Genomic DNA, 19963 nt, shown 5'->3' with positions numbered 1-19963 from the left:
TTGCACTGGACATATAAGCTGCGAGCCTCACATTCGGATTGAACGTTAGCGAAGCGTCTCGCTTATCATAAGTGTCCGTGCGCGCCACCGGAACAGTGCTTTGCCGTATGAGAGAGGCGCTTCGAGGGGGAGGACAGTGGAAATCGTTTTTGTCGGGAAGAAGCTTGAAGATGCTGGGCTGGTTCATCCGAAACTGAACGCCTTACAGGCGGATGACGGCCTTTATACGGTATTGACTGTTCAGCCTCGTGGACGCATTCGCATCGCGGACAACTCAATCGGACATGTGGATTCGGCAGATGCAAAATGTCAAATGAGGGGTCTTTTTGAGTGCGTCGCAGCAATGGAAAGCCAGCCTGACTTGGTCATTGCCCCGGAGTACAGCGTACCTTGGGACGCGCTGCTCGAGAGTCTTGAGGCGGGCCTCAAGCCCCAACCGGGCAAGCTTTGGGTCCTCGGCTGCGAGAGCCTGCCGCTTGGCTGCCTAGACCGACACCGCGAACGACTCGGCGACAAGGCCGTCATCCTCGATGACGATATCTCGCCTAAGCCACGGACAACGCAACAGTATCGAAATCCGCTTGTTTACGTATTCCTAACAGGCTCCGGCGACGACGCTTCCGACAGATTGGTGTTACTGGTTCAGTACAAGACAGAGCCATCCGGGGACCCGGGAAACACGGAGGCAACCGGAATGCTGCCGGGCCAGAACGTCTACCTCTTCGGTCGCGCGCCGGAGGAAGTGAGACTAATGACGCTGATTTGCTCGGACGTGTTCGGATTCAAAGATGATTTGATTAGCAGGCACTACGATGGCCTGCTGCTGTTGCATGTCCAGCTCAATAATAGTCCCCGTCATCTGACTTATAAAAAATACAGGCAAGAGCTGTTTGCGTATGGCGGCCGTACGGAGCTCATATGTCTTAACTGGGCGGAGAAGATTACCTCAGTCGACCAGAACGGTCAGAACGAGCACGAATGGAACAACATCGGCGGTTCCGCCTGGTACCTGTTGCCTGCGGAATTTGACGTATCCGATGCACGGATTATGGAGAATCACGTTCATGGGGTGTATTACACGCGGCACGAACCGATTAGGGTGCACGCGCTTCAGTTCGACTATCAGCCTCGAGTTTTCCTCTTTCAGACTACAAAGGTCTTCCACCACGCGATACTCAAGCCACGGTCAACACGTTCCGGCCCAAAAGTTCTCAAGACTCTTTTCTGGTCGGCAGACGCCGGTGCATGGTCTGAGCCGACCAGGCCAGAAGAACGTCCCAACGACGGATTTGAAGCGCTCCTAGCCGGAGCGAGTGGTGGAGGCGTCGACCTTGAAGATGTCCGTGCGCTCTATCGGGAAGGCCCGGTGTCAGTGGAGCGCGCAATGGCGATCGCTGCTGGAGAAATCGGGCCGAAGGAGAACTGGTACCTGGCCCCTCGCATTGACTCGATGATGTTGTGCGAACAGGAGATTGTGCGCAGAGTGACAGTCACGCAGGACCCGGCCCCCGAGGCGGTGAAATTCCGGTCGGAGCGACTCGGCTCAATCCGGGCCATCGCAGAACTGCGCGGTAGCGCCTACGAGTGGCCCGCCGGCGTTGAAGCCTTGCGCAGTGGTTTCCGTTTTGCTTGGTCCCAGAAGTATCCGGGGCGAAATGTCGTCGCAACCGACGGGACCCTCGCTACTGTTGTGCACGTTGCTTTGGTTGGCGATATGGCACAGATGGAACGTCTGGACCAGCGTGTCCGAAAAACATTGGCAGGACCTCCTCCGGAGCCTGAGCGCCTGCTCTCAGCCGAACAGGAGTTGACCTTCCGACGGCAACACTACGCAACGAAAGCGGAACGGCTCTGCATACTCTACAGCACCGCGACTGGCTCAAAGCCATACGTTAGCGTTCGCAGTTCATCCTTTACCTCCCCAGCAGGCCAGTCACCTGTGGACATCGGCGTTCCGTCATTCAGTCGTATTGTTGGTGAACAGCCTGGAGCACAACCATGAATTTGCACGATGCGCGAGAAAGCATCGGTCAGCGGCTATCCAATGTGGCGGAGATTGCCCCCGGTATCCTTCGTGGCGTTCGTCTGCGAGGCAAGGATGTCTTCGCGAGTTACGTTTTCGACCTTAACAACGAGATTCCGTCGACAGTTGGGAAGCTGAACGAATACCTCGACGATATCGTTGGCCCGCAGTATTTTGACGAAAGCGCGTCCCTCGACCTCCGCTGGAACAACTACCTATATTTTGTAGTTGCACGTCGGGCTACCGACGACGCGACCTTTTTTGCCGTCAAACGGCAACTGGAAGCGGACCGAAGCTATGCGCGCAAGTACGTGGTTTTCGAGGACGAATTTGACCGGATACTGAACGAACTCGACTCCATCGCAGGGTCGGACGATTCAGTCTCAACGACTGATGTGGTCGAAGTCTGGACGAACAAGCTAAGTGCCGCAGGTCTGAATGACGTCGCAGATGCGGACCGTCCCATAGCAGACGTCGTCAGAGGCATAACGTCCGGTACCGCCAAGCGCTCAACTCGTCAAAGAAAAGAGTCTGGCGTCGTAGCAAGCCGTCAGTTGGTCTCAGCCGACCTTGTTAGCATCAACTTGAGCGGATTTCGGCAGCTTCCGCGAAGCAGACACTTCGACGGACTGAGTAAGGTCAACCTGCTCTTTGGGCCGAACGGCGTTGGAAAGACTTCATTTCTGGAAGGCATTGAGTTTCTCTTCTGCGGGGCAAATCGACGCTCTGACGCCGGTTCGCATTCCAGCGTGGTGGGTCTCCTGAAGTCTGGACAGGAAGTCAAGACGTCGGGCTCGCAGCATATGTCGGACTTCAAAACCCGGCAGCGCCTCTGGTACGGAAACGATGACACGAGCCGCCAGAACAACCTTCCCAATCAATTTGCCCGTTTCAACTTTTTGAACACTGACGCCGCGGCGGAGTTGTCGCTTCTCAAAGCGGGTAAAGCATCCGAAGGTAGCAATGCCGAGATTCTTGCGGACCTACTGAGTGGCCCCGAAGCCAATCTTATGTGGAGGCGCATCGAAAATGTTCGGCGGGCCGTCTCCGAAGAATTGCGCGGCAAGCGCGCCGAGGGTGAGGTCGTGCGAGCGGATCAGAGGGCCAATGCAGCGCAAATCAAAATTCTTGAAAATGCGCCGCGTGAAGCAGACGCCGAATTTTCGGTTTTTGCAAAAGACCTTCGGCGAATTGGTTGGACTACTCTTCCGCAAGATAAGCAGGACGTCTCAGCACAGCTCCTCGATACACTGACCGACTTGGCGTCACAGTTCGGCGTTGTGCTGCAACTAGACTGGGTGGACGGTGTCCTGACAGATGCGACAGCCGCCAACCATGCGGAAAAACTACGGCAGAGTTTAGAGAAGCTCAATGAGCTCGCCAGTCGGAAAAAAGAGAATGAACAAAATCTAAAAAAGCTGTCGGACATCAGCCGGCTCATTGCCTCGCGTAAAGCGGCGCTTGCTTCTTTCGAGGTAGAGGCCGTAGACGACCTTCAGCGGCTTTCTGAGCGACTTAAGGCCTTCGACGAAGAATTGTCGCGGAACGCGAGGCAATTCTCGCTGCTGCCAACTCTCGAGGCTCCAGACGGCTGGGAGACCGATTGGGGTACGCAGTCTTTGTCAGAGGCAGTCGGCGGGGTGAAGTCAGCGCTCGATACCTTTGATGCCGAGATTTCCCAAATGCAGCGGCAAGTTGCGGAGCAAACTGCGACGCAGACGCAGCTTCAGGCGGCCATGGCACAGCTGCGCAATCTGGTCTACAAGATTGTCGAGCATCGTCATTCGGACCGAGACTGTCCGGTATGCGGTACGGAGTTTGAACCCGGTGAACTCTTCCGTCATCTCGAAGAACAGGCTTCTACTCGGTCCGAGGTCGAAACTTCGGAGCTTCGGCGAGAAGTAGATAAACGCAAAGCTCAGATGGAGCGTCTGCGAAGAGACGGAAGCTGGTTAGAGCAGGTGGCGAAGTTTGCGACCGGTGCCTTAGATGGACAGATGGCAACCAGTGTCGGCGTCGCGCTACATGCCGCGGCCGACTTGGCAACTCGGCAAAGGGAGCTAGCCGACTTGAGGCGAGAAGCACTTGCCAGAATCGAGGGCTACTCGCGGGCCGGCCTGACACTTGACCGCATACGAGAGCTCTGCGCACCACTCGATCCGGACGTACCCACACCTACAAATTCGACCGATGTGACGGACGCACGGCGGCAAATAGACGCTGTCTCCAAGCAGCTTTCCGAGCAATTTTCGCGCATTGAAGATGAGCTTCGTCGTGACACGGATGAATTTTCGCTGCAACTGACACTTCTTTCTATCTCCCCTCCACCTACGCTGTCAGCGGGGATTGTGTTGGTACAAAATCGGTTGAGCAACCTAGAGCGCGTCATCACCGTTGTTGACGCCGCGCGGCGGTATATTAGCGTTCAAGCGTCAACGGACCTCCGTACCCTGCTCGGCTCTTTGGGCGCAGCCGTGCTGAGGGCAAAGGTGGTATTGGCGGCAATAGAGAAAGACTCGCAGTCCGATACTTCGCTGAAGTCCTTGAGAGAACAGGCCAACCAGTTGGACCAGCGTTTGACTCGTACGAAAGACGCACTGGATAGGTTAGGCAAAGCACAGGCAGTTCTCGATGACATCGTCGAGAATCACTCTCTCGATGCTGCAACGGCAGCTGTCGTCGCGGCGGCCCATAAGGCGGCAGACAGCATCTTCAGTCGGATTCATTCGCCAGCAGAGTACAAGATTACCGCTGATGCCAGCGCCCCCTTAATGAGGAAGGAAAGCAATGTACCGGTAGATTTGAATGAAGTGAGCACTGGCCAGCGAGCAGCGTATGCACTGTCGATGTTTCTGGCTATGAACGCACAAGTCGAGAGTGGCCCGAAGGTCATCCTACTGGACGACCCCATCTCGCACATTGATGACCTGAATGCATTGTCGTTTCTTGACTATCTGAGGAACCTAGTCCTGAAGTCTAACCGGCAACTTTTCTTTGCTACAGCGGACGAGAGAATAGCAGGCTTATTTGCGCACAAGTTCGGGTTTCTCGGAAGCGAGTTTCAGATTATCGAGCCGGCTCGAGGCACGGAGTCCAGCGGAGGGTGACGGCCTATGATGGGCCTCGAGAACATCGGGTAAACATTAATTACACGTGGGTGAGCATCGAGCTCGCCCGCTGTCCTTAACCGTGTGCTGAGCAGGTGCAGCTTTTTGTTGAGTTCCAGCGTCTTTCCATCTTCTAGTCGGCGCTTGTCGCATTAGAATCCTTAGAGACGGATTCAAAAAGGCTGCTCCGTCCGTCTGAAGATGTTCCAGCAGACGAGGGAGCAACCGAATTTGAGAAGTGCTTCGTGAATGTCGGCCCGACGTTCGAAGCGAATGCGAAGACGACGGAAGTTGTGAAGCCAAGCATGAGTACGTTCGACAACCCAGCGGAATTTGCCCAGGCCACTGCCGTGTTCTGTCCGGCGCTTGGCGATCACCGGCTTGATGCCTCGCTCGCGAAGTTTCTGGCGATGTGCCTCAGAGTCATAGCCACGGTCTGCGTAGATGACCTTTGGCTTCTGAAGCGGCCGACCACGTACGCCGCGAATCGGTGGAATGGAGTCAAGCAGCGGCAGCAGCTAGGGGACATCGTTGCGATTCGCGCCAGTGAGGATCACGCTGACAGGAACGCCATTGGCGTCTACGAGGATGTGGTGCTTGGAACCTGGTCGCGCGCGATCCGTGGGGTTCGGACCAGTTTTTCGCCCGCCCCAACAGCTCGCACAGGTGAAGAGTCGACGGCTGCTCGTGAGAAATCGAGTTCGCCTGCCTCGCGTAACTTCGCCAGCAGTAGCTCGTGCAATCGCTTCCACACGCCGGCTTTCTGCCAGTCGCGCAACCGTCGCCAGCAGGTTGAACCCGATCCAAATCCCAATCTGGTCGACAGGTCGCGCCAGCGGATACCGGTCTTGAGCACGAACAGGATGCCGTTCAGTGCAGCTCGGTTCGAAACCGGCAACCGGCCTGGATACTTCTTGCGCCGGGGTTTGGGCGAAGGCAGCAATGGCTCGATCAGTGTCCACAGTTCGTCATCAACAATCGGCGCGCCCATCCTTGGTTCCAGTTGTTCAGGTGGCCAAGGTTAGCAGCTTGCCGAAAAGGTTAACAGCCCCCAACGGGTCTTTTTGATTCCGTCTCTTAGTACTTAAACTTCGATATGCTCGTCGCTTCATACGAAGTGCGGGCCGGCGCATGCTGAATTACGGATTGGCGGGTGTTTTCACGATAGGCGGAAGAGGTGATCTGTGGCAGCATATCTTAAAGCCGTCGAATGGCTCGGAGGGTGACGCTTTTGTTACATCGCGCCGCGCTACGTATTTTGAGATTTCAAACCTCGCACGTCGACGCATGCGCAACTGGACGCAGCAATCCGAGGTGGTCGCGTAATGTCGCACCCGCATATCCACTCGGAACGAGGCCTCGTGCACGCAACGCCGGCATCAGCAGCTGGGTCAAATCGTCCACGCTTTTCCCGATATCGGGTAACAGGAAATTGAATCCGTCTGCCACGTCAGCGCGAAACCATTCCTCCAGCGCATCGCACACGTCGTCCGGCGTGCCGATGATCACACGATGCCCGCCCGCCGCCGCAAGCTGCTTGTAGAGCTGCCTAACCGTTGGACGCTCGCGCCGAACCATATCGATTACCAACTTTTGACGGCTCTTGTGAACATTGGTTTCCGGGACGATGTCCGGTATGACGATGCGATCGTCCAGCGACATGAGGTGCAGATCGACACCAATATTGACATACGCCGACAGCGCTTTCAGGGCCGCGTACGGATTGGCAAGCGCGTGGAGACTGTCGAAGTATGCCTGCGCAGCCTCTTTCGTCTCGCCGAGGAACACAGTCACACCCGGCAGAATCTTCATCGAATCCGGAGAACGCCCAAACTCCCTCGCGGTACTGCGCAAGTCGTTCGAGAATCGGCGCGCTTCCTCTATAGTCCGCGCGGCGGTAAACACCAGCTCTGCCGTTCTGGCGGCGAGCCGCTTGCCAGGTTCCGACGCACCAGCCTGCGCGATAACCGGATGACCCTGAACAGGACGCGCACTGATGAGTGGCCCCTTCACCCGGAAATGCTTGCCCGAATATTCCGTGACGTTCAACTTTTCAGGCTGCAACCAAACACCACGTTCCTTGTCCTGGACAAACGCTCCATCATCCCAACTATCCCATAGGCGCCTGACGACGTCTATGAACTCCTCCGCACGCTCGTATCGTGACGCGTGTTCCATATGTTCATCGAGACCGAAATTCTCGCCGCCGCCGACGGATGTGACGAGGTTCCAGCCAATACGCCCCTGACTGATCTGATCCAGCGAAGCAAAGCTGCGGGCCAGATTATATGGATGGTTATAGCTGGTATTGGCGGTGGCAACCAAGCCAATTCGCGAGGTCGACGCGCTTAGCGCAGCGAGCAACACAATCGGATCCCATCGCATCGTATCTGAATCGTGCGCAATGACACGCGCATCCAAGTCTGTAATGGCGACGATATCGTTCAAAAACGCCAACGTCACGCCGGATTTCTCTAGGTCGGTAACGATGCGCCGATATGTTTCGAAATTCCGTGAAGCATTGGCATCGACGTCCGGCAAGCGCCAGCTTCCGGGGTGCGTTCCGGTTCCGGAGAGAAACGCACCAATGATCATCGTTCTTCCATTATGTTTTGAGTTCACAGATCGCCTTAACGGTAAATTAAGTTTTGTGCATCTTGCGCCCTTTCTCGAATCGAGTCGTAGAGGGACTTTCCGCTCAAATGCGCCAGCATTTCAATATCCTCAGGAATACCGGCCAGTTCGGCCGGTATGTCTTCGGTCGGTCCGATCAGCGACGAATACACCTGGATTTGGCAAGCCCTCTCGTAGGCGAGCAACTTCCAGAGCGCCGCCTCGAGCGTGATCCCGACCGACCAGATTCCATGTGCGCGCCAGACACCGACAGAACGATGCCCCAATTCGCTCGCGAACCGGATTGCGGCGCTGCGCGCGTCTTCTCCGTGTCGAAACTCGTCGAACAGCATCTGCTCGTTGCGGAAGACACAGGCGTCGATCGAAATCGGCTTGAGCAGCGTGCGCGTCGCCGACAGAGCTGTGGCAAATACCGTGTGAGCGTGGGCGATGGCCGTCACGTCCGGACGGCTTCGCTGGATTTCCGAATGCAGCGCCGCCGTCGACGCTTGGCATTCGCCGTTTCCTTCCAAGACTCTGCCGTCTGACGCGAGCAGGATGAGATCGTCCTCATCAATCGAGTAGAAAGATGCGCCGAATGGATTCATCCACATGCAGTCTGTTAGAACTGCATCCCTGACGCTGACGTGTCCTGCAACACCGTCACCATGTCCGTGCTTCGCAATCACCCGCAACGTCGCGATCAGGAGTTTTTTTCTGCGCCGACGCTCATCTGTAGAATCAGCTGTGCACATTAATGTTTTGAGGACGTTATCCGGATTCATTTCTATGCTATCCATTCTCTTGTTCGTCGCGTCATTCTCCGCCCATTCTTTGCAGCGATGAGTTGCTAACGGTGATCATGCCCGTTCTCCCTTGCGTCGTGAAATACCGATATCTTCGCCGACCATACAGCACGGATATACTTGCGCTCCTACCTTGTCAAACCATATCTTGCATATCGTCGAGCGCCGTACAGCAGCACGCCATCTTTTTCATAGGTAGTAACGTCGACGACTGTGCAGAAGAGCACGCTATGCGTTCCGACTTGATGAGCGCTATCGACGCGACAATCGAGCGCAACCGCACAGTTATCGAGTAACGGGGCGCCAGTCGATCTGCGAGACCAACAGGCGCTAGCAAATCGCGCGGACATATCGCCACCAGACACAATGCCGAACTGTTCAGCAAGGATTTTTTGATCGTCGGATAGTACGTTGACCGAGAGCACTCCGCTCGCTATCGCGACATCATGCGTGCGTGAGCGCTGATTCAAGCACACAAGGAGCGTAGGCGGTACGAGCGAGATGGGACATACTGCAGTGGCCGTCATTCCCACATCGCCGCTGAGTCCGGTGCTCGTCACGATGTGTACGGAACCGACCAGTTTTGACATCGCATTTCTAAACGTAGATTCATTCACTGGAGGGTACTGAATAACTCCCGTGCAATCCATTTTGCGCTCCTGGGATCTTGTCATGCGGAGATTGTTAGTCAGCGGACTTTCTATTCCAGTCCGTTCACCCGTGCTGCCTTGGACGAGCGTCTCGTTAGAAGCAAGGAAAGCGCGAATATGCTAGTAACAAATCCAATGAAGCCACTGCTTCCAAAAAGGCTTAGTGCGGCGCTCGCCGTCAGAGGGCCGATCAAGAAGCCGGCATGATAGGCCCCGACGAATGCGGCGTTCTCGCTCAGCCCTTGCTCCTCGTGGACAGACACCGAAACCAACGACAGACCGACGGTATACATGCCGTTAGCCACACCGCCCCAGAGGGTCATCAGCACCAAGAGAGTTATCGCGGAGGCGGTGACAGCAGGAATCAATAGTGTCACTACGACACCCGCCAGACCCAGCAGCGCTAACATGGAGATACGTCCAATACGATCTGCGGCGACGCCGATTGGAAACTGTGCAGCCGCCCCACCCAAGGCAGTCGCCGACAAGCACAGCGCCGTCAACTGGGGGGACATGCCTATACGCTCTCCGTAAACGGGGAAAACCGTGAACATCGAGATTTCGATCGTGCCGAAGGCGAGTGATGCCATAGCCGACACAGGACGGTTGACCAGGCACGAAATGACACTTCTAGTCGTTGGGGTGGATATCCGCGATCCCTCGCCGTGCATCAGGGACAAGCTCACGCCTATAAGAAGACAGCTGGCAACCAGAACCAATGGCGCGGTACCACTATGACCAGTCAGGTCGATCATGAGCGGGCCGACCATATAGCCGATAGACATGGTGCCCGCATAGATGCCGGCTGCGCGGCCCGCATCGCCATCAGAGACGAGACTTAGAATCTGGTATTCGCAAATCACGAACACTGCAACAATCGCTGCATTGAACACGAAACGCGCCATTGTCTGAGTTACGATTCCGGGTGCCATACCGACCGAAATGAATGCGACGGCCCCTAAAGCCAACGATATCGGCAGTATCCACCGCAGGCCGCAGCGGGATACGATCGTCGGTAGCATGAAGGCGAGGACGATACTGCCGATGCCCGATAGCGTGGCGGAAGCCCCGATAAAGACGACGGAGTATCCTGCATCGAGCGCGCGCATTGAAATGACGGGATTGGCGAAACTCAAGGTCAGGCCAACCATCGCTGCGCAAAAGACCAGTATGATGAACCGTAGGGATCCCACGGCAACGCTCCCTTTGTACTACGCGTTATGATCAACCGACATTCGGCGACGTCTCAAGTCGCCCGAACACCGGTTCGAAGATGCTCCGGATGCGTGTCTCGTCGGCTGTAATCACAGAAGGATCGTGGTGCGCGAGCCAAACCACCGCCGGGCACGTGGTCAGGTCGATTGTTTTCCGCAATGGGCCATCGGCGCTAATGAAGCACTTGTGGCCCTTGTACGACTGCAACTCAGCACATTCGTTAAAGTAGTGGTCGAGTATCGGCCGTTCTCCTTCGCGGGACGATACCAAAGCGACAACCTTGCCATGCTTGATTAATCGGGTGCCTCGCTCGGGTGCGGCCAGATTCATGTAGCTTCGAACCGCAGTCGCCAGCAGGTTCAAGTCGTAGCACTCCTTGAATAGGCTAACGGAAACACCGCCGTGCAGACGAGCTCCGGCTTCCACCAAGACCGGCCCCTGTTGCGAAACGATGATTTCCATATGGAGAGGCCCGACCGATACGTTCAAAGCGGCGGCGGCTTTCTTGGCGTAATTCGTCAACGTTTCCCATTCATCATTTTCCGGATTAAGTACTTCGTATGCGAGGTAGACGAAGTCACCACCATTGGCGCGGACCTTTGCGTACCGTCCCACTGCAGCAACGTGGTATCGGTCTCCAAAAGCGACAAGATCAACGACGTACTCGGTTCCCGATACATAAGGCTGCAGGATAAACCGGTCGTTCACTAGTCCAAGTTCATTTGTACTGCCTAGCACAGATCGATCCAGTGCCTCGGCTAGTTCCTCTCCCGATCGCACCAGTGTCACACCTTCAGATCCGGCCGAACCTACAGGTTTTACGACGCACGGAAATTCACTTCTCGTTGCGATTTCATCGAGCTTTTCCGCCTCGGTCGAGATGACCCGTGTGTGAATTCCGCGAACGCCTGCGTCCTTGAGTGCCGTTTGCATCTCGTCCTTGTAACGGCGTGTGTGAGAGGTTGCAACATCGTTTCCCGTAACACCCAATTCTGCTGCGAGACCATCAGTAGCTTCGATCGCGGTCTCGAAGCCCGCTACGACCGCGATCACTTCGCCTCTACCCGAAAGCCATCGCAACAGTTCGTTCTTGTCATCGAACAGCTTCGCCAACGGAAGATCGTGAACCCCCGATACCAGATGCGCAGGAATTGTCTTGCTGGACAAGAATCCAATGCATTCGACCCCGTGTTTGCGGAACTCGTCGAGATAGTATCTACCTGAGGAGAGCGGATCGACGATAAGGGCGTAACGATGGACCGCAGCGGAATTGGCGGGCTCAAAGTGTTTCATCAGATCATCCGTTGACAGAGAAGTGTCAGTGAGCGTAAGGCGCTCGGCATTCAGTTCACCATCGCCTCCGCCCGACTCGCGAACTTGCGAGCCAGAGCATTAAGATAGGCATTCGACGTATACAGGCGGAAGAGCGCGCCCTTGAGCATATGCAATCGAGAAATCGCCGATTGGCGGCCAAGGGGCGCAACCACGTTCCGATACCATCGCTGCGTATGATGGCTATCGACTTCGATGTGGAGCAGGTGATATTCGGCACCTTCGTTCGTCAGTCCAACGCGTTCCCAGCCCTTCTTCAGCGCCTTGAAGCGCTCCGGGACGAGTTGCTCGGTCGCGGCAAAGTAGCCGACGCCCATATGGAACAGCTCGCGTCGCATCGACAGCATCGTCTGCAGATTCCCACACACGAGCGCCTCCAGCGTAAATGCGTCAACCGTCTCGTCGTGCGAGATGCTGAAGCTGCTCAGCGCTTTTTTGAACAGATCGGAATGCAATAGGTTGTGGTCGCCTTCGCCCATTTCGTCCCAGTAGTTCGCCGCGATTTCGAGCTTCGAAGGATTCGGGGCGCCAATCTGAAGCGCGGCGAGGAAATCGTCCGTGTTCGCGTCTATGGCCGATTCCTGAACCAGGTAGTATCGGATATCAGTGAGGTCAGCCTCGTCCGCGAGATACTTCGTATAAGTGTGGTGTTCGGCTGCGGGATGACGCGCGATGAAGTTCTGTAACCATGCCTCGAAATTTTTGTCGGGAATGTCCGGCGGCAACATCGCCCCGGCTTCGTGCTCCAGATAGCTGAGGAAGTGGCGCTCCAGCATGAACCGAATGCGGGCGAACACAGCGGACCCTTCCGGTGACTCAACTCCGGCTTCGCGAACCAACGTCACCAGTGCGTAGATTTTATTGAGCGCTAGATGCGCGCTTTGAAGCACTTTTTCATCGCGATTCAAATACGCCCAGCTCAGCATCTGCTCCACAGCGGGCCAACCGCCCGCGTTTATCATGATTTCATCAACTTTGTCGTCGAATTCCGCGGCACTAAGATCGAAATACGAAACGATGTCATCGAAAAAACGAGCAGCTTCCATCTTTATCCCTTAAAAGTTGATTGAATCGTCATCGTTTGAAATGTGACACCGCTGCGTCTGCGTATGCTTCAGCGAGGTCGTCTATATCCCGCTCCGAGTGGCACGCGGATACAAAAATCGGCTCTTCGATCGTCGGCGGGAGTGCGATACCTCGCGCGAGAAGCTGGCGATGAATGTGCGCGAAAAGGGGTTTGTCTTGCAACTCGACCTCCGCGTAGTTGCGAAGGACTTTCTGACGGGGAACAAGGATCGGTGTGACGAGTGAACCGAAGTGCTGGGAAGAATACGGCAGTTCGCGCTCGCTGAACGCATGCTGCAAACGAGCAGCTAGTCTTTCGCCCAATGCGGTAACTTTATCGATCACGTTGTCTCTGCGCATCACGTCCAGTTGGGCAAGCCCCGCAAGCATCGTGACCGGGTTACCTGCGAACGTTCCGCCCTGAAACACGCTGCCTCGAGAGACAAGCAAAGAAAGCAGATCCTCGCGTCCGCCTACGGCGCCCACCGGAAGTCCGCCACCGATGATCTTCCCGAATGTGATCAGGTCCGGACGTACTCCAAAGGCATCGGCGACCGGCCCATAGCGGTGCCTGAATCCAGACACGACCTCATCGAAAATCAGAATCGTCCCCGATCGATCCGCGAGCCGCCGTAGTTCGTGTAGGAAATTCTCCGAAGGGGGAATCACACCCATGTTCGACGGCACCGGTTCGACGATGATGGCAGCAATTTCGTTCGGGGATTGAGACAGGATCTTTTCGACGGACTCGACGTCGTTGTAGTTGGCGATGTGTGTATTGGCGCGCACGGACGATTCGATGTGTGGTTCCGGGACCGCCTCACCGTCTTCCTGTGCAATCTTCCGCTTCGTACCGCCGGATAGGAGTACATCGGAATGGCCGTGATAGCCACCCTTGAACTTGAGGATCCCGGACCGGCCAGTAGCCGCACGCGCGACGCGAGTCGCGGTCATCGTCGCTTCAGTTCCTGAGCAGGTGAAGCGAATGCGCTCCAAATAATCGCTGGTGCTGAGGATCGTCTCGGCCAGCTGGTATTCTGCCTCCGTGGGCATAGCGAATACTGCGCCATGCTGGAATGCACTCGAAATGGCTTCGGTGACCACTGGATGGCCGTGCCCAAGAATCATCGGGCCGAGACCGCAAACGAAATCGATATAGCGATTACCGTCGACATCGTCTAGGAACTTGCCGTCACCGCTTCGTATGACAAGTGGTTGTCCGCCGACGTCAGAAAATGCCCGTCCCGGTGAACTCACCCCGCCGGGAAGTAGCATCTGTCCACGCTGGAAGATAAGCGTCGACAAGGCTGTCGACTGCATGCTGTTATTGCACGGACTCTGCATTGAATTCGCTCCTGCATATGCGTTGAACGGAAGTTCCTAACAGCGCGTCGGCGAGGGCGTGATAATCGCCATCCCACACCGCATGCTGCACATGACTTTCCTTGCGGAATACCTCACCGGGAATTCGCTCCAGGAGAATTTCATGCAACAGTCGCGACTCCCCGTCGGCACGTCGGGCGATGGTTTCGAGAAACGCTATGTAGTCGGTGGTAACGAGGATTTTTCCCATCATGTCAGCCATCGCACCGAGGAGTTGCTGACTGTCGATTACTGCGTGGCTGCTTATCTCGAGCGTCATGCGCGGATTTGCCGGTTTGCCCGGTTCCTGCGTAATGGCGGGCCGGTAGACGGCACTAGTCATGAGCGCAGCCACGTCATCGACGAAGATGGCGGTAATGTTTCCCAATCCGACGGGTGCAATATCATGAGTGGCGCAGTTTCTAAAAAGCAAATGGATGAATGAACGCCTGTTGACACAACCGCTTCGAAGGGACGGCAAGACATCGTCAAGTCGGTAGATGCGCAGTGGTAGCCCTGCGCGCGCGGCACCATACAGCAATCGCTCACTCGCGATCTTCGTCATCGCATAGCCGTCGCAGCCGAGTGCCGAGAGATCGCGTAATGTGATTTGGCGATCCGGATTCTGTGGTTCGAGGTGATCGGCCTTCTTTGCAACCAGGGACGAAACGTAATGAAACGCTTTGGGTCTTCCCATTGAACAGAAGTCGATGAGCTGACGCGTAGCCTCAACGTTCGACGGTGACAGATGAGCATATCTGGATAGAAAATTGACGTTTGCGCCGGCGTGAAGGACCGTGTCCACGGTGTCATACAGCCGCTCCCAGACGTCTTTGTCTACTCCGAGACGTGGCTGAGCGAGATCCCCGCGTATTACCGCGACCCGGTCGGTAAATGCTCGCAACGATAACCGTGCAGCGCCAGCCGATTCCGAAAGATGCCGTGTTGCTTCTGCATCGTCCCGTCCGCGGACGACGACGCTGACGAAGGCATTCGTCTCGGTCAGCAGGCTTCGCAGCAGGTGAATACCGACGAATCCGGTCGCACCAGTCATCAGAATATGGGTCGGCCGGCCGAACTGTGAAGTGCGGAATGGCCGGGTTGCGGCATAGTCAGGCAACCATACGATATCGTCCGCGGGCGATTTATCGGACCCGCTACCCTCCAAATAGTTGGCCAGCCGGGCCGGTGTCGGATTTCCATACAGTGAAGCAATCTCGACTGACACCCCGACCTCGCCATAGAGGTAGTCGATCAGATTAATCGCGTCGAGCGAGTCCCCACCGCTCGCGAAAAAGTCGGTATCCGGTTCGACCGAAACATTGAACAGGAATCGTCGAAACGCGGCTTGGAGCTTGGCGCATAGCGTTTGCTCTTCTGCCTGCCCGTCGATAACCATTTCCCGCAGTAGTGAGGCGATGCGTTTGCGGTCAGCCTTTCCATTCTGTGTCAGAGGAATGGCCTCTAATTTGAGGTAGGCCTTCGGAATATGCGTCAAAGGTAATCGACAACGGAGCGCCTCTCGCAATGTGTCCGCGGAGACGTCATCGTCGGATCGATAGCCGAGTCCGATGATTCGATCGCCGGTCAAGGTTTCGAATGCCGTTGCGACGGCCTCGACAGAGCTGCAAAACAGTTCGCTCACAACCGCCTCAAGTTCACCCAACTCGATGCGCACACCACGGATCTTGATCTGGCTGTCGCGTCTGCCGTGATAGCGGAGCAGGCCATCCGGTCCTATCGCGCCAAGATCCCCACTACGATAGACACGTTTTCCTGGAATGTCGGGAAATGGGTTGGCAATGAATGTGGCTGCCGTTAGCTCTGGTTGTCCGAGGTAACCATCTCCCACGCATACGCCGCCGACAACGATCTCTCCCACTTCGTTTGTCGCACAAGGTTCCAGTGCATCGTTGCAGATGCGGACAAAGGTATGGTCTATGGGCAAACCGAGCGGAACCAGTTGCCTGTCATCGCGGGTGATCTCGTGAAAAACCATGCCAATCGACGCTTCCGTATGGCCATAGGTGTTGATCAGTCGCGTACGGGGGAGCCGCTCGAGCAACGACGCAGCAACCATGCCGTCCATTTCTTCTCCCCCAACCAACACGTATCGAAGAGACTGCAGTCGTTCTGCAGACAGAGTCTCACGCTGCAACGCCTGTGCAACGAACCGTATGATGGACGGAACGAAGTCGGTCATCGACACGCTATAGGTTTCGATTTGCTCGGTGATGTAGTCGACGTCAGTTGGCCGGCGCATTTCCGGAATAACGAGCATCCCACCATTCGTCAGCGGCCAGAGAATCTGCCAGATCGACGAGTCGAATACGTGCGAGCTATTCTGTAGCACGATATGACGCTCACCGAACCGCTTCGTCATATAGCGCAAACGATTGATGATACCGGCGTGGTGATTCAATGCGCATTTCGGCTGGCCGGTGCTTCCCGACGTGAAGAAACCATAGATTTGCCGGTTAATCGGCGCACGAGGTATTACGTCGAATCCGAGCGATGACCGAAGGCCTAAATCGACACGCAGGGGTAGCGTCTCCGAGAAGGTAGTCGGCAGCGCGTCGTCGGCGTGCATGATTGCCGCTGCGCCGGTCAGACTAAGTGCATGCGCGAGACGCGAATCGGGCCACTTCGTATCGACTGGCACTAGGACTGTTCCGACCAGCAGGGACGTGAGCCACGCCACTGGCAACTCTATTCCTCGATCAATATTGCAAAGGACGTATTGTCCAGGAAGCAGGCCTCGCTTTCGGAACACGTCAGCATTCGCAAGCGCGCAGGAAAGCAGTTCGGTGTATGACATTGAGTGACATCCCGAGCGCACAGCCGTTTCATGCGAAAAGCGAATAGCCGATGCGCCTATGAGGCTTAGCACGCTTTCCTCGTCGCATACCGGGCGATTTTGCATATCGTGTCCAATCATGTAGCTTCCTGTCGGTCCTATCGAAATTGAATGCCGAACTCGCGGGAGTTGTTCATGCCATCAACATATCGATTCGTATTCCTTACTAAAAATTACAAAAGTGAATGAGTATGTAATCGATGGCTACACATCCCTCTCGAGGGTGATCAGATCCTCCATGGTCTGTCTTCTACGAATCAGGTGAGCCTCTCCTTCGTCGATTAAAATCTCCGGCGCGAGCGGTCGGCTGTTGTAGTTGGACGACATTGCGGCGCCGTATGCTCCGACGTCGTGAAAGCACAAGAGATCACCGATCGTGGGAGCAGGCAATTGCCGCGCTGTTAGCTCGCCGTTGGCAAGCTGGGTGAACACGTCTCCCGCCTCACACAGCGGACCTGCAACAACCACATGCTCCAGTGTCCGGTCTCCTAGTGCTACGCCCTCGCGGGGGATCAACGACATACGATGAAAACTTCCGTAAAACGAGGGCCGCATCAGATCGTTGAAGCCCGCGTCGATAATCGCAAACCGGTGGCTCGGCGTGTTTTTCAGCGAATGGATTTCGGCCACCAGCAATCCTGCTTGAGCTACCAGAAATCTTCCGGGTTCGATTTCTATGCGTACCGGATGGCCAACGTGATCCGAGATTTCTTTCCTCGCTCGATCCCATAATGCGAAATATTTCTCGACATCCAATTCGTCGTCACTTTCGTTGTAGGGAACGGGTAGTCCACCGCCGGCCGAAATCGCCCGAATATCCAGATCGGTTTCCCTGACCACGCTAACCATCGCCTCGCAAACCTGCTCGAGATGCTGGTAGTCGGAGCCAGAGCCGATGTGCATATGCAGGCCTTCGATCTGGAGATCGTATTCGCGAGCCAACCGGATAGCCTCGTCAACCCTTTCAAACCATATTCCATGCTTGCTGTGATCCCCTCCCGTATTGGTTTTCCGGCTATGTCCATGACCGAATCCGGGGTTGATACGCAGCCAGATCTTATGACCGCGAGAGTGCTTACCGACTCTTTCGACCATATCGATTGAGCCAGCATTCACGGTAATGTTGCGCTTGAGTACCAGCGAGAGGGTCGGCCAGTCGATGACATCCGATGTGAAAACGATGGGGTCCCTGTGCCCACTGGTTGGATAGCCTGCCGCGATGCCACGGTGCAGTTCCCCGAGCGATACAGCGTCAAGCAATCCACCTTCTTCACGAATCAGCTTAAGGATGTGAATATTGGAACAGGCTTTTTGCGCGTAGCGAATTTCATCGAACGAGCGAAGAGATACCATGCGTTTTCTGATCGACGCGGCATCGTAAATCCACAAAGGGGTTCCGTATTTCTCGGCAAGCTCGACAATTTGATCCGGTGGTATGCGCACGTTTCGTTCACAAGTTCGAGTGTATCTACGGGTTCATCGTGAAGTAATCGAGCCTCTCGGTAAAATACTTAATATTCGTTCTCTCATTCATCCCTGATATAGATATGCGAATTACATATCGCCAAATAGAGATATTTCGTGCGCTCATGGCAGCAGGAAGTGTGACTAAGGCTGCCGAGATGCTGTTCACGTCACAGCCGACAGTCAGCCGCGAACTTGCTCGTCTGGAGCAAGTGATCGGTCTCGAACTATTCGAGAGGGTACAAGGGCGATTGAGGCCGTCTCTTCCTGGACTGACGTTGTTCGACGAGATCAAGCGCTCATACGTGGGAATCGAGCGCATCAACGCAACTGCGGCTTCGCTTCGCGAGTTTCAGGGAGGCCGCCTATCGGTGCTGGCTTTACCTGCGTTTGCGCATTCGTTGCTTCCGGGTGCGTGCCGACGCTTTGCGGTGGCGCATCCCGGAGCAGGTGTTTCAATTTCCACCCAAGAATCCCCCGTTCTCGAGGAGTGGCTTACCGGTCAGCTGTATGACATCGGGCTAACGGAGCACGATAGCGCCCCGGCAGGTACGAGCCTTACGCGACTTCTGGAGGTCAATGAGGTCTGCGTCTTACCGGCAGGCCATCCCCTGCTTGCTCGCCAATTCATCGAACTCGAAGACCTGGCACAGCAATCGTTCATCAGTTTGTCACCGACCGACCCATACCGGATCCAGTTGGATAGCGACTGCGCTGCAAAGGGTATCGAGCGGCGTATCGTCGTGGAAACGCCCTCAGCGGTATCGTTGTGCGGTCTTGTGCGCAAAGGCGTGGGTGTGGGAATCGTCAATCCACTTACTGCGCTCGATTTCGAAGGCAATGAACTTCATATCCGCCCGCTGCGAGATACCTATACCTTTCGCGTGAGCCTGGTAAAGCCGATTCATCGCCCCTTGAATCCTGCCGTCGCCGCATTCAGCCTCGCGGTTCAACGCGAAGCAGAGGTGATTCAATCCATACTAGACGCAAAACTCGGCTCGCGCGGGGAAACTGTATGAGACGCCACACACAGAGCATTCTTGAAAGTCGTGAGAGGCGGTACATACCATCCCATGCAGTTTCGGGAATTCATGCGGGAGAAGCACAGAACACAAAGCTAACGAGGGGAACTGTCCTTCTGGGTTTGCCCGCCAGCGTTTCACGCTCAACGGTCTTGAGAGGGTGTGGCGCTTGCGCTCCACGGCTTCACATGGACCTTTAGGCCATGGCTAAACCCAAGACGATCGAGAACGTCCAGCGTTGCTGCCGGCCACCGTCCGACCGTAGCCCTGACAGGAAATCTGCCCCAAAGCGGAGTGCATTTTAACCGCTCCACGTCGCTCTGCGTCCCTTCCGCCGGTTGTGGTAACCGGTAGACCACGCGCCAAGACGAAATCGGCCGTCCCCGAGCGGTGGTTTGTATTTCTGGACCGGAGAAGGCGCCGGCGCCGACGACCGGAGGCGCACTT

12 protein-coding genes and 1 pseudogene are annotated in these 19963 nt (G+C 55.8%); 3 read left to right on the top strand and 10 right to left on the bottom strand.

Features of this window, described 5'->3' with window-relative positions:
* The first annotated feature begins 136 nt into the window (after positions 1 to 136).
* Positions 137 to 2002 carry a hypothetical protein gene (locus PXJ20_RS03965; protein ID WP_199545310.1) on the top strand — a complete coding sequence of 622 codons (1866 nt, stop codon included), beginning with the start codon at positions 137 to 139 and terminating at the stop codon, positions 2000 to 2002.
* On the top strand, positions 1999 to 5130 hold the full coding sequence (locus PXJ20_RS03960; protein WP_421030219.1) for an AAA family ATPase: 3132 nt from the start codon (positions 1999 to 2001) through the stop codon (positions 5128 to 5130). The genes PXJ20_RS03965 and PXJ20_RS03960 overlap by 4 nt, the downstream gene beginning before the upstream one ends.
* A 173-nt stretch (positions 5131 to 5303) precedes the next feature.
* On the opposite strand, the pseudogene PXJ20_RS03955 reads toward PXJ20_RS03960, so the two are convergent.
* The 10 genes and pseudogenes from PXJ20_RS03955 to lysA all read right to left on the bottom strand — a co-directional run bounded on the left by PXJ20_RS03955 (position 5304) and on the right by lysA (position 18473).
* Positions 5304 to 6121: pseudogene (locus PXJ20_RS03955) on the bottom strand (IS5 family transposase).
* A 275-nt stretch (positions 6122 to 6396) separates the two neighbouring features.
* A complete protein-coding gene (locus PXJ20_RS03950; protein ID WP_199545198.1) occupies positions 6397 to 7725 on the bottom strand; it encodes an LLM class flavin-dependent oxidoreductase in 1329 nt (442 codons plus the stop codon).
* Positions 7726 to 7760: 35 nt separating this feature from the next.
* A complete protein-coding gene (locus PXJ20_RS03945; protein ID WP_421057409.1) occupies positions 7761 to 8528 on the bottom strand; it encodes a class II aldolase/adducin family protein in 768 nt (255 codons plus the stop codon).
* Positions 8529 to 8677: 149 nt separating this feature from the next.
* Positions 8678 to 9139, bottom strand: coding sequence for a flavin reductase family protein (locus PXJ20_RS03940; RefSeq protein WP_421030218.1), 462 nt, complete (start codon positions 9137 to 9139; stop codon positions 8678 to 8680).
* Between the two features lie 110 nt (positions 9140 to 9249).
* Positions 9250 to 10392 (bottom strand): MFS transporter, encoded by a 1143-nt coding sequence (locus PXJ20_RS03935; protein ID WP_199545201.1) that lies wholly within the window; start codon positions 10390 to 10392, stop codon positions 9250 to 9252.
* Positions 10393 to 10423: 31 nt separating this feature from the next.
* The gene (locus PXJ20_RS03930) at positions 10424 to 11707 is read right to left on the bottom strand and encodes an ATP-grasp domain-containing protein (protein WP_199545203.1); all 1284 of its coding nucleotides are present in this window, start codon (positions 11705 to 11707) and stop codon (positions 10424 to 10426) included.
* Between the two features lie 50 nt (positions 11708 to 11757).
* Entirely contained in the window at positions 11758 to 12792 is a 1035-nt protein-coding gene (locus PXJ20_RS03925) for an iron-containing redox enzyme family protein (protein WP_421030217.1), read from the bottom strand.
* A 28-nt stretch (positions 12793 to 12820) separates the two neighbouring features.
* A complete protein-coding gene (locus tag PXJ20_RS03920) occupies positions 12821 to 14116 on the bottom strand; it encodes an aspartate aminotransferase family protein (protein ID WP_199545205.1) in 1296 nt (431 codons plus the stop codon).
* 19 nt (positions 14117 to 14135) lie between these two features.
* Positions 14136 to 17096 (bottom strand): AMP-binding protein, encoded by a 2961-nt coding sequence (locus PXJ20_RS03915; protein ID WP_421030970.1) that lies wholly within the window; start codon positions 17094 to 17096, stop codon positions 14136 to 14138.
* Between the two features lie 138 nt (positions 17097 to 17234).
* Positions 17235 to 18473 carry a diaminopimelate decarboxylase gene (gene lysA / locus PXJ20_RS03910; protein WP_199545207.1) on the bottom strand — a complete coding sequence of 413 codons (1239 nt, stop codon included), beginning with the start codon at positions 18471 to 18473 and terminating at the stop codon, positions 17235 to 17237.
* A 104-nt stretch (positions 18474 to 18577) separates the two neighbouring features.
* Between lysA and PXJ20_RS03905 the strand changes: the two genes are divergently transcribed.
* Positions 18578 to 19513 (top strand): LysR family transcriptional regulator, encoded by a 936-nt coding sequence (locus PXJ20_RS03905; protein WP_199545208.1) that lies wholly within the window; start codon positions 18578 to 18580, stop codon positions 19511 to 19513.
* Positions 19514 to 19963 lie beyond the last annotated feature (450 nt).

The organism is Paraburkholderia sp. A1RI_3L (genome assembly GCF_048957895.1).
Classification (GTDB): Bacteria; Pseudomonadota; Gammaproteobacteria; order Burkholderiales; family Burkholderiaceae; genus Paraburkholderia; species Paraburkholderia kururiensis.
This window is presented reverse-complemented; position numbering and strand designations above follow the sequence as displayed.

Bases quoted from the DNA above. Each gene is read 5' to 3' on its own strand.
- PXJ20_RS03960 (WP_421030219.1), top strand. From the start codon at position 1,999: ATGAATTTGCACGATGCGCGAGAAAGCATCGGTCAGCGGCTATCCAAT.
- PXJ20_RS03950 (WP_199545198.1), bottom strand. From the start codon at position 7,725: ATGATCATTGGTGCGTTTCTCTCCGGAACCGGAACGCACCCCGGAAGC.
- PXJ20_RS03945 (WP_421057409.1), bottom strand. From the start codon at position 8,528: ATGAATCCGGATAACGTCCTCAAAACATTAATGTGCACAGCTGATTCT.
- PXJ20_RS03940 (WP_421030218.1), bottom strand. From the start codon at position 9,139: ATGTCAAAACTGGTCGGTTCCGTACACATCGTGACGAGCACCGGACTC.
- PXJ20_RS03930 (WP_199545203.1), bottom strand. From the start codon at position 11,707: ATGAAACACTTTGAGCCCGCCAATTCCGCTGCGGTCCATCGTTACGCC.
- PXJ20_RS03925 (WP_421030217.1), bottom strand. From the start codon at position 12,792: ATGGAAGCTGCTCGTTTTTTCGATGACATCGTTTCGTATTTCGATCTT.
- PXJ20_RS03915 (WP_421030970.1), bottom strand. From the start codon at position 17,096: ATGCAAAATCGCCCGGTATGCGACGAGGAAAGCGTGCTAAGCCTCATA.
- PXJ20_RS03905 (WP_199545208.1), top strand. From the start codon at position 18,578: ATGCGAATTACATATCGCCAAATAGAGATATTTCGTGCGCTCATGGCA.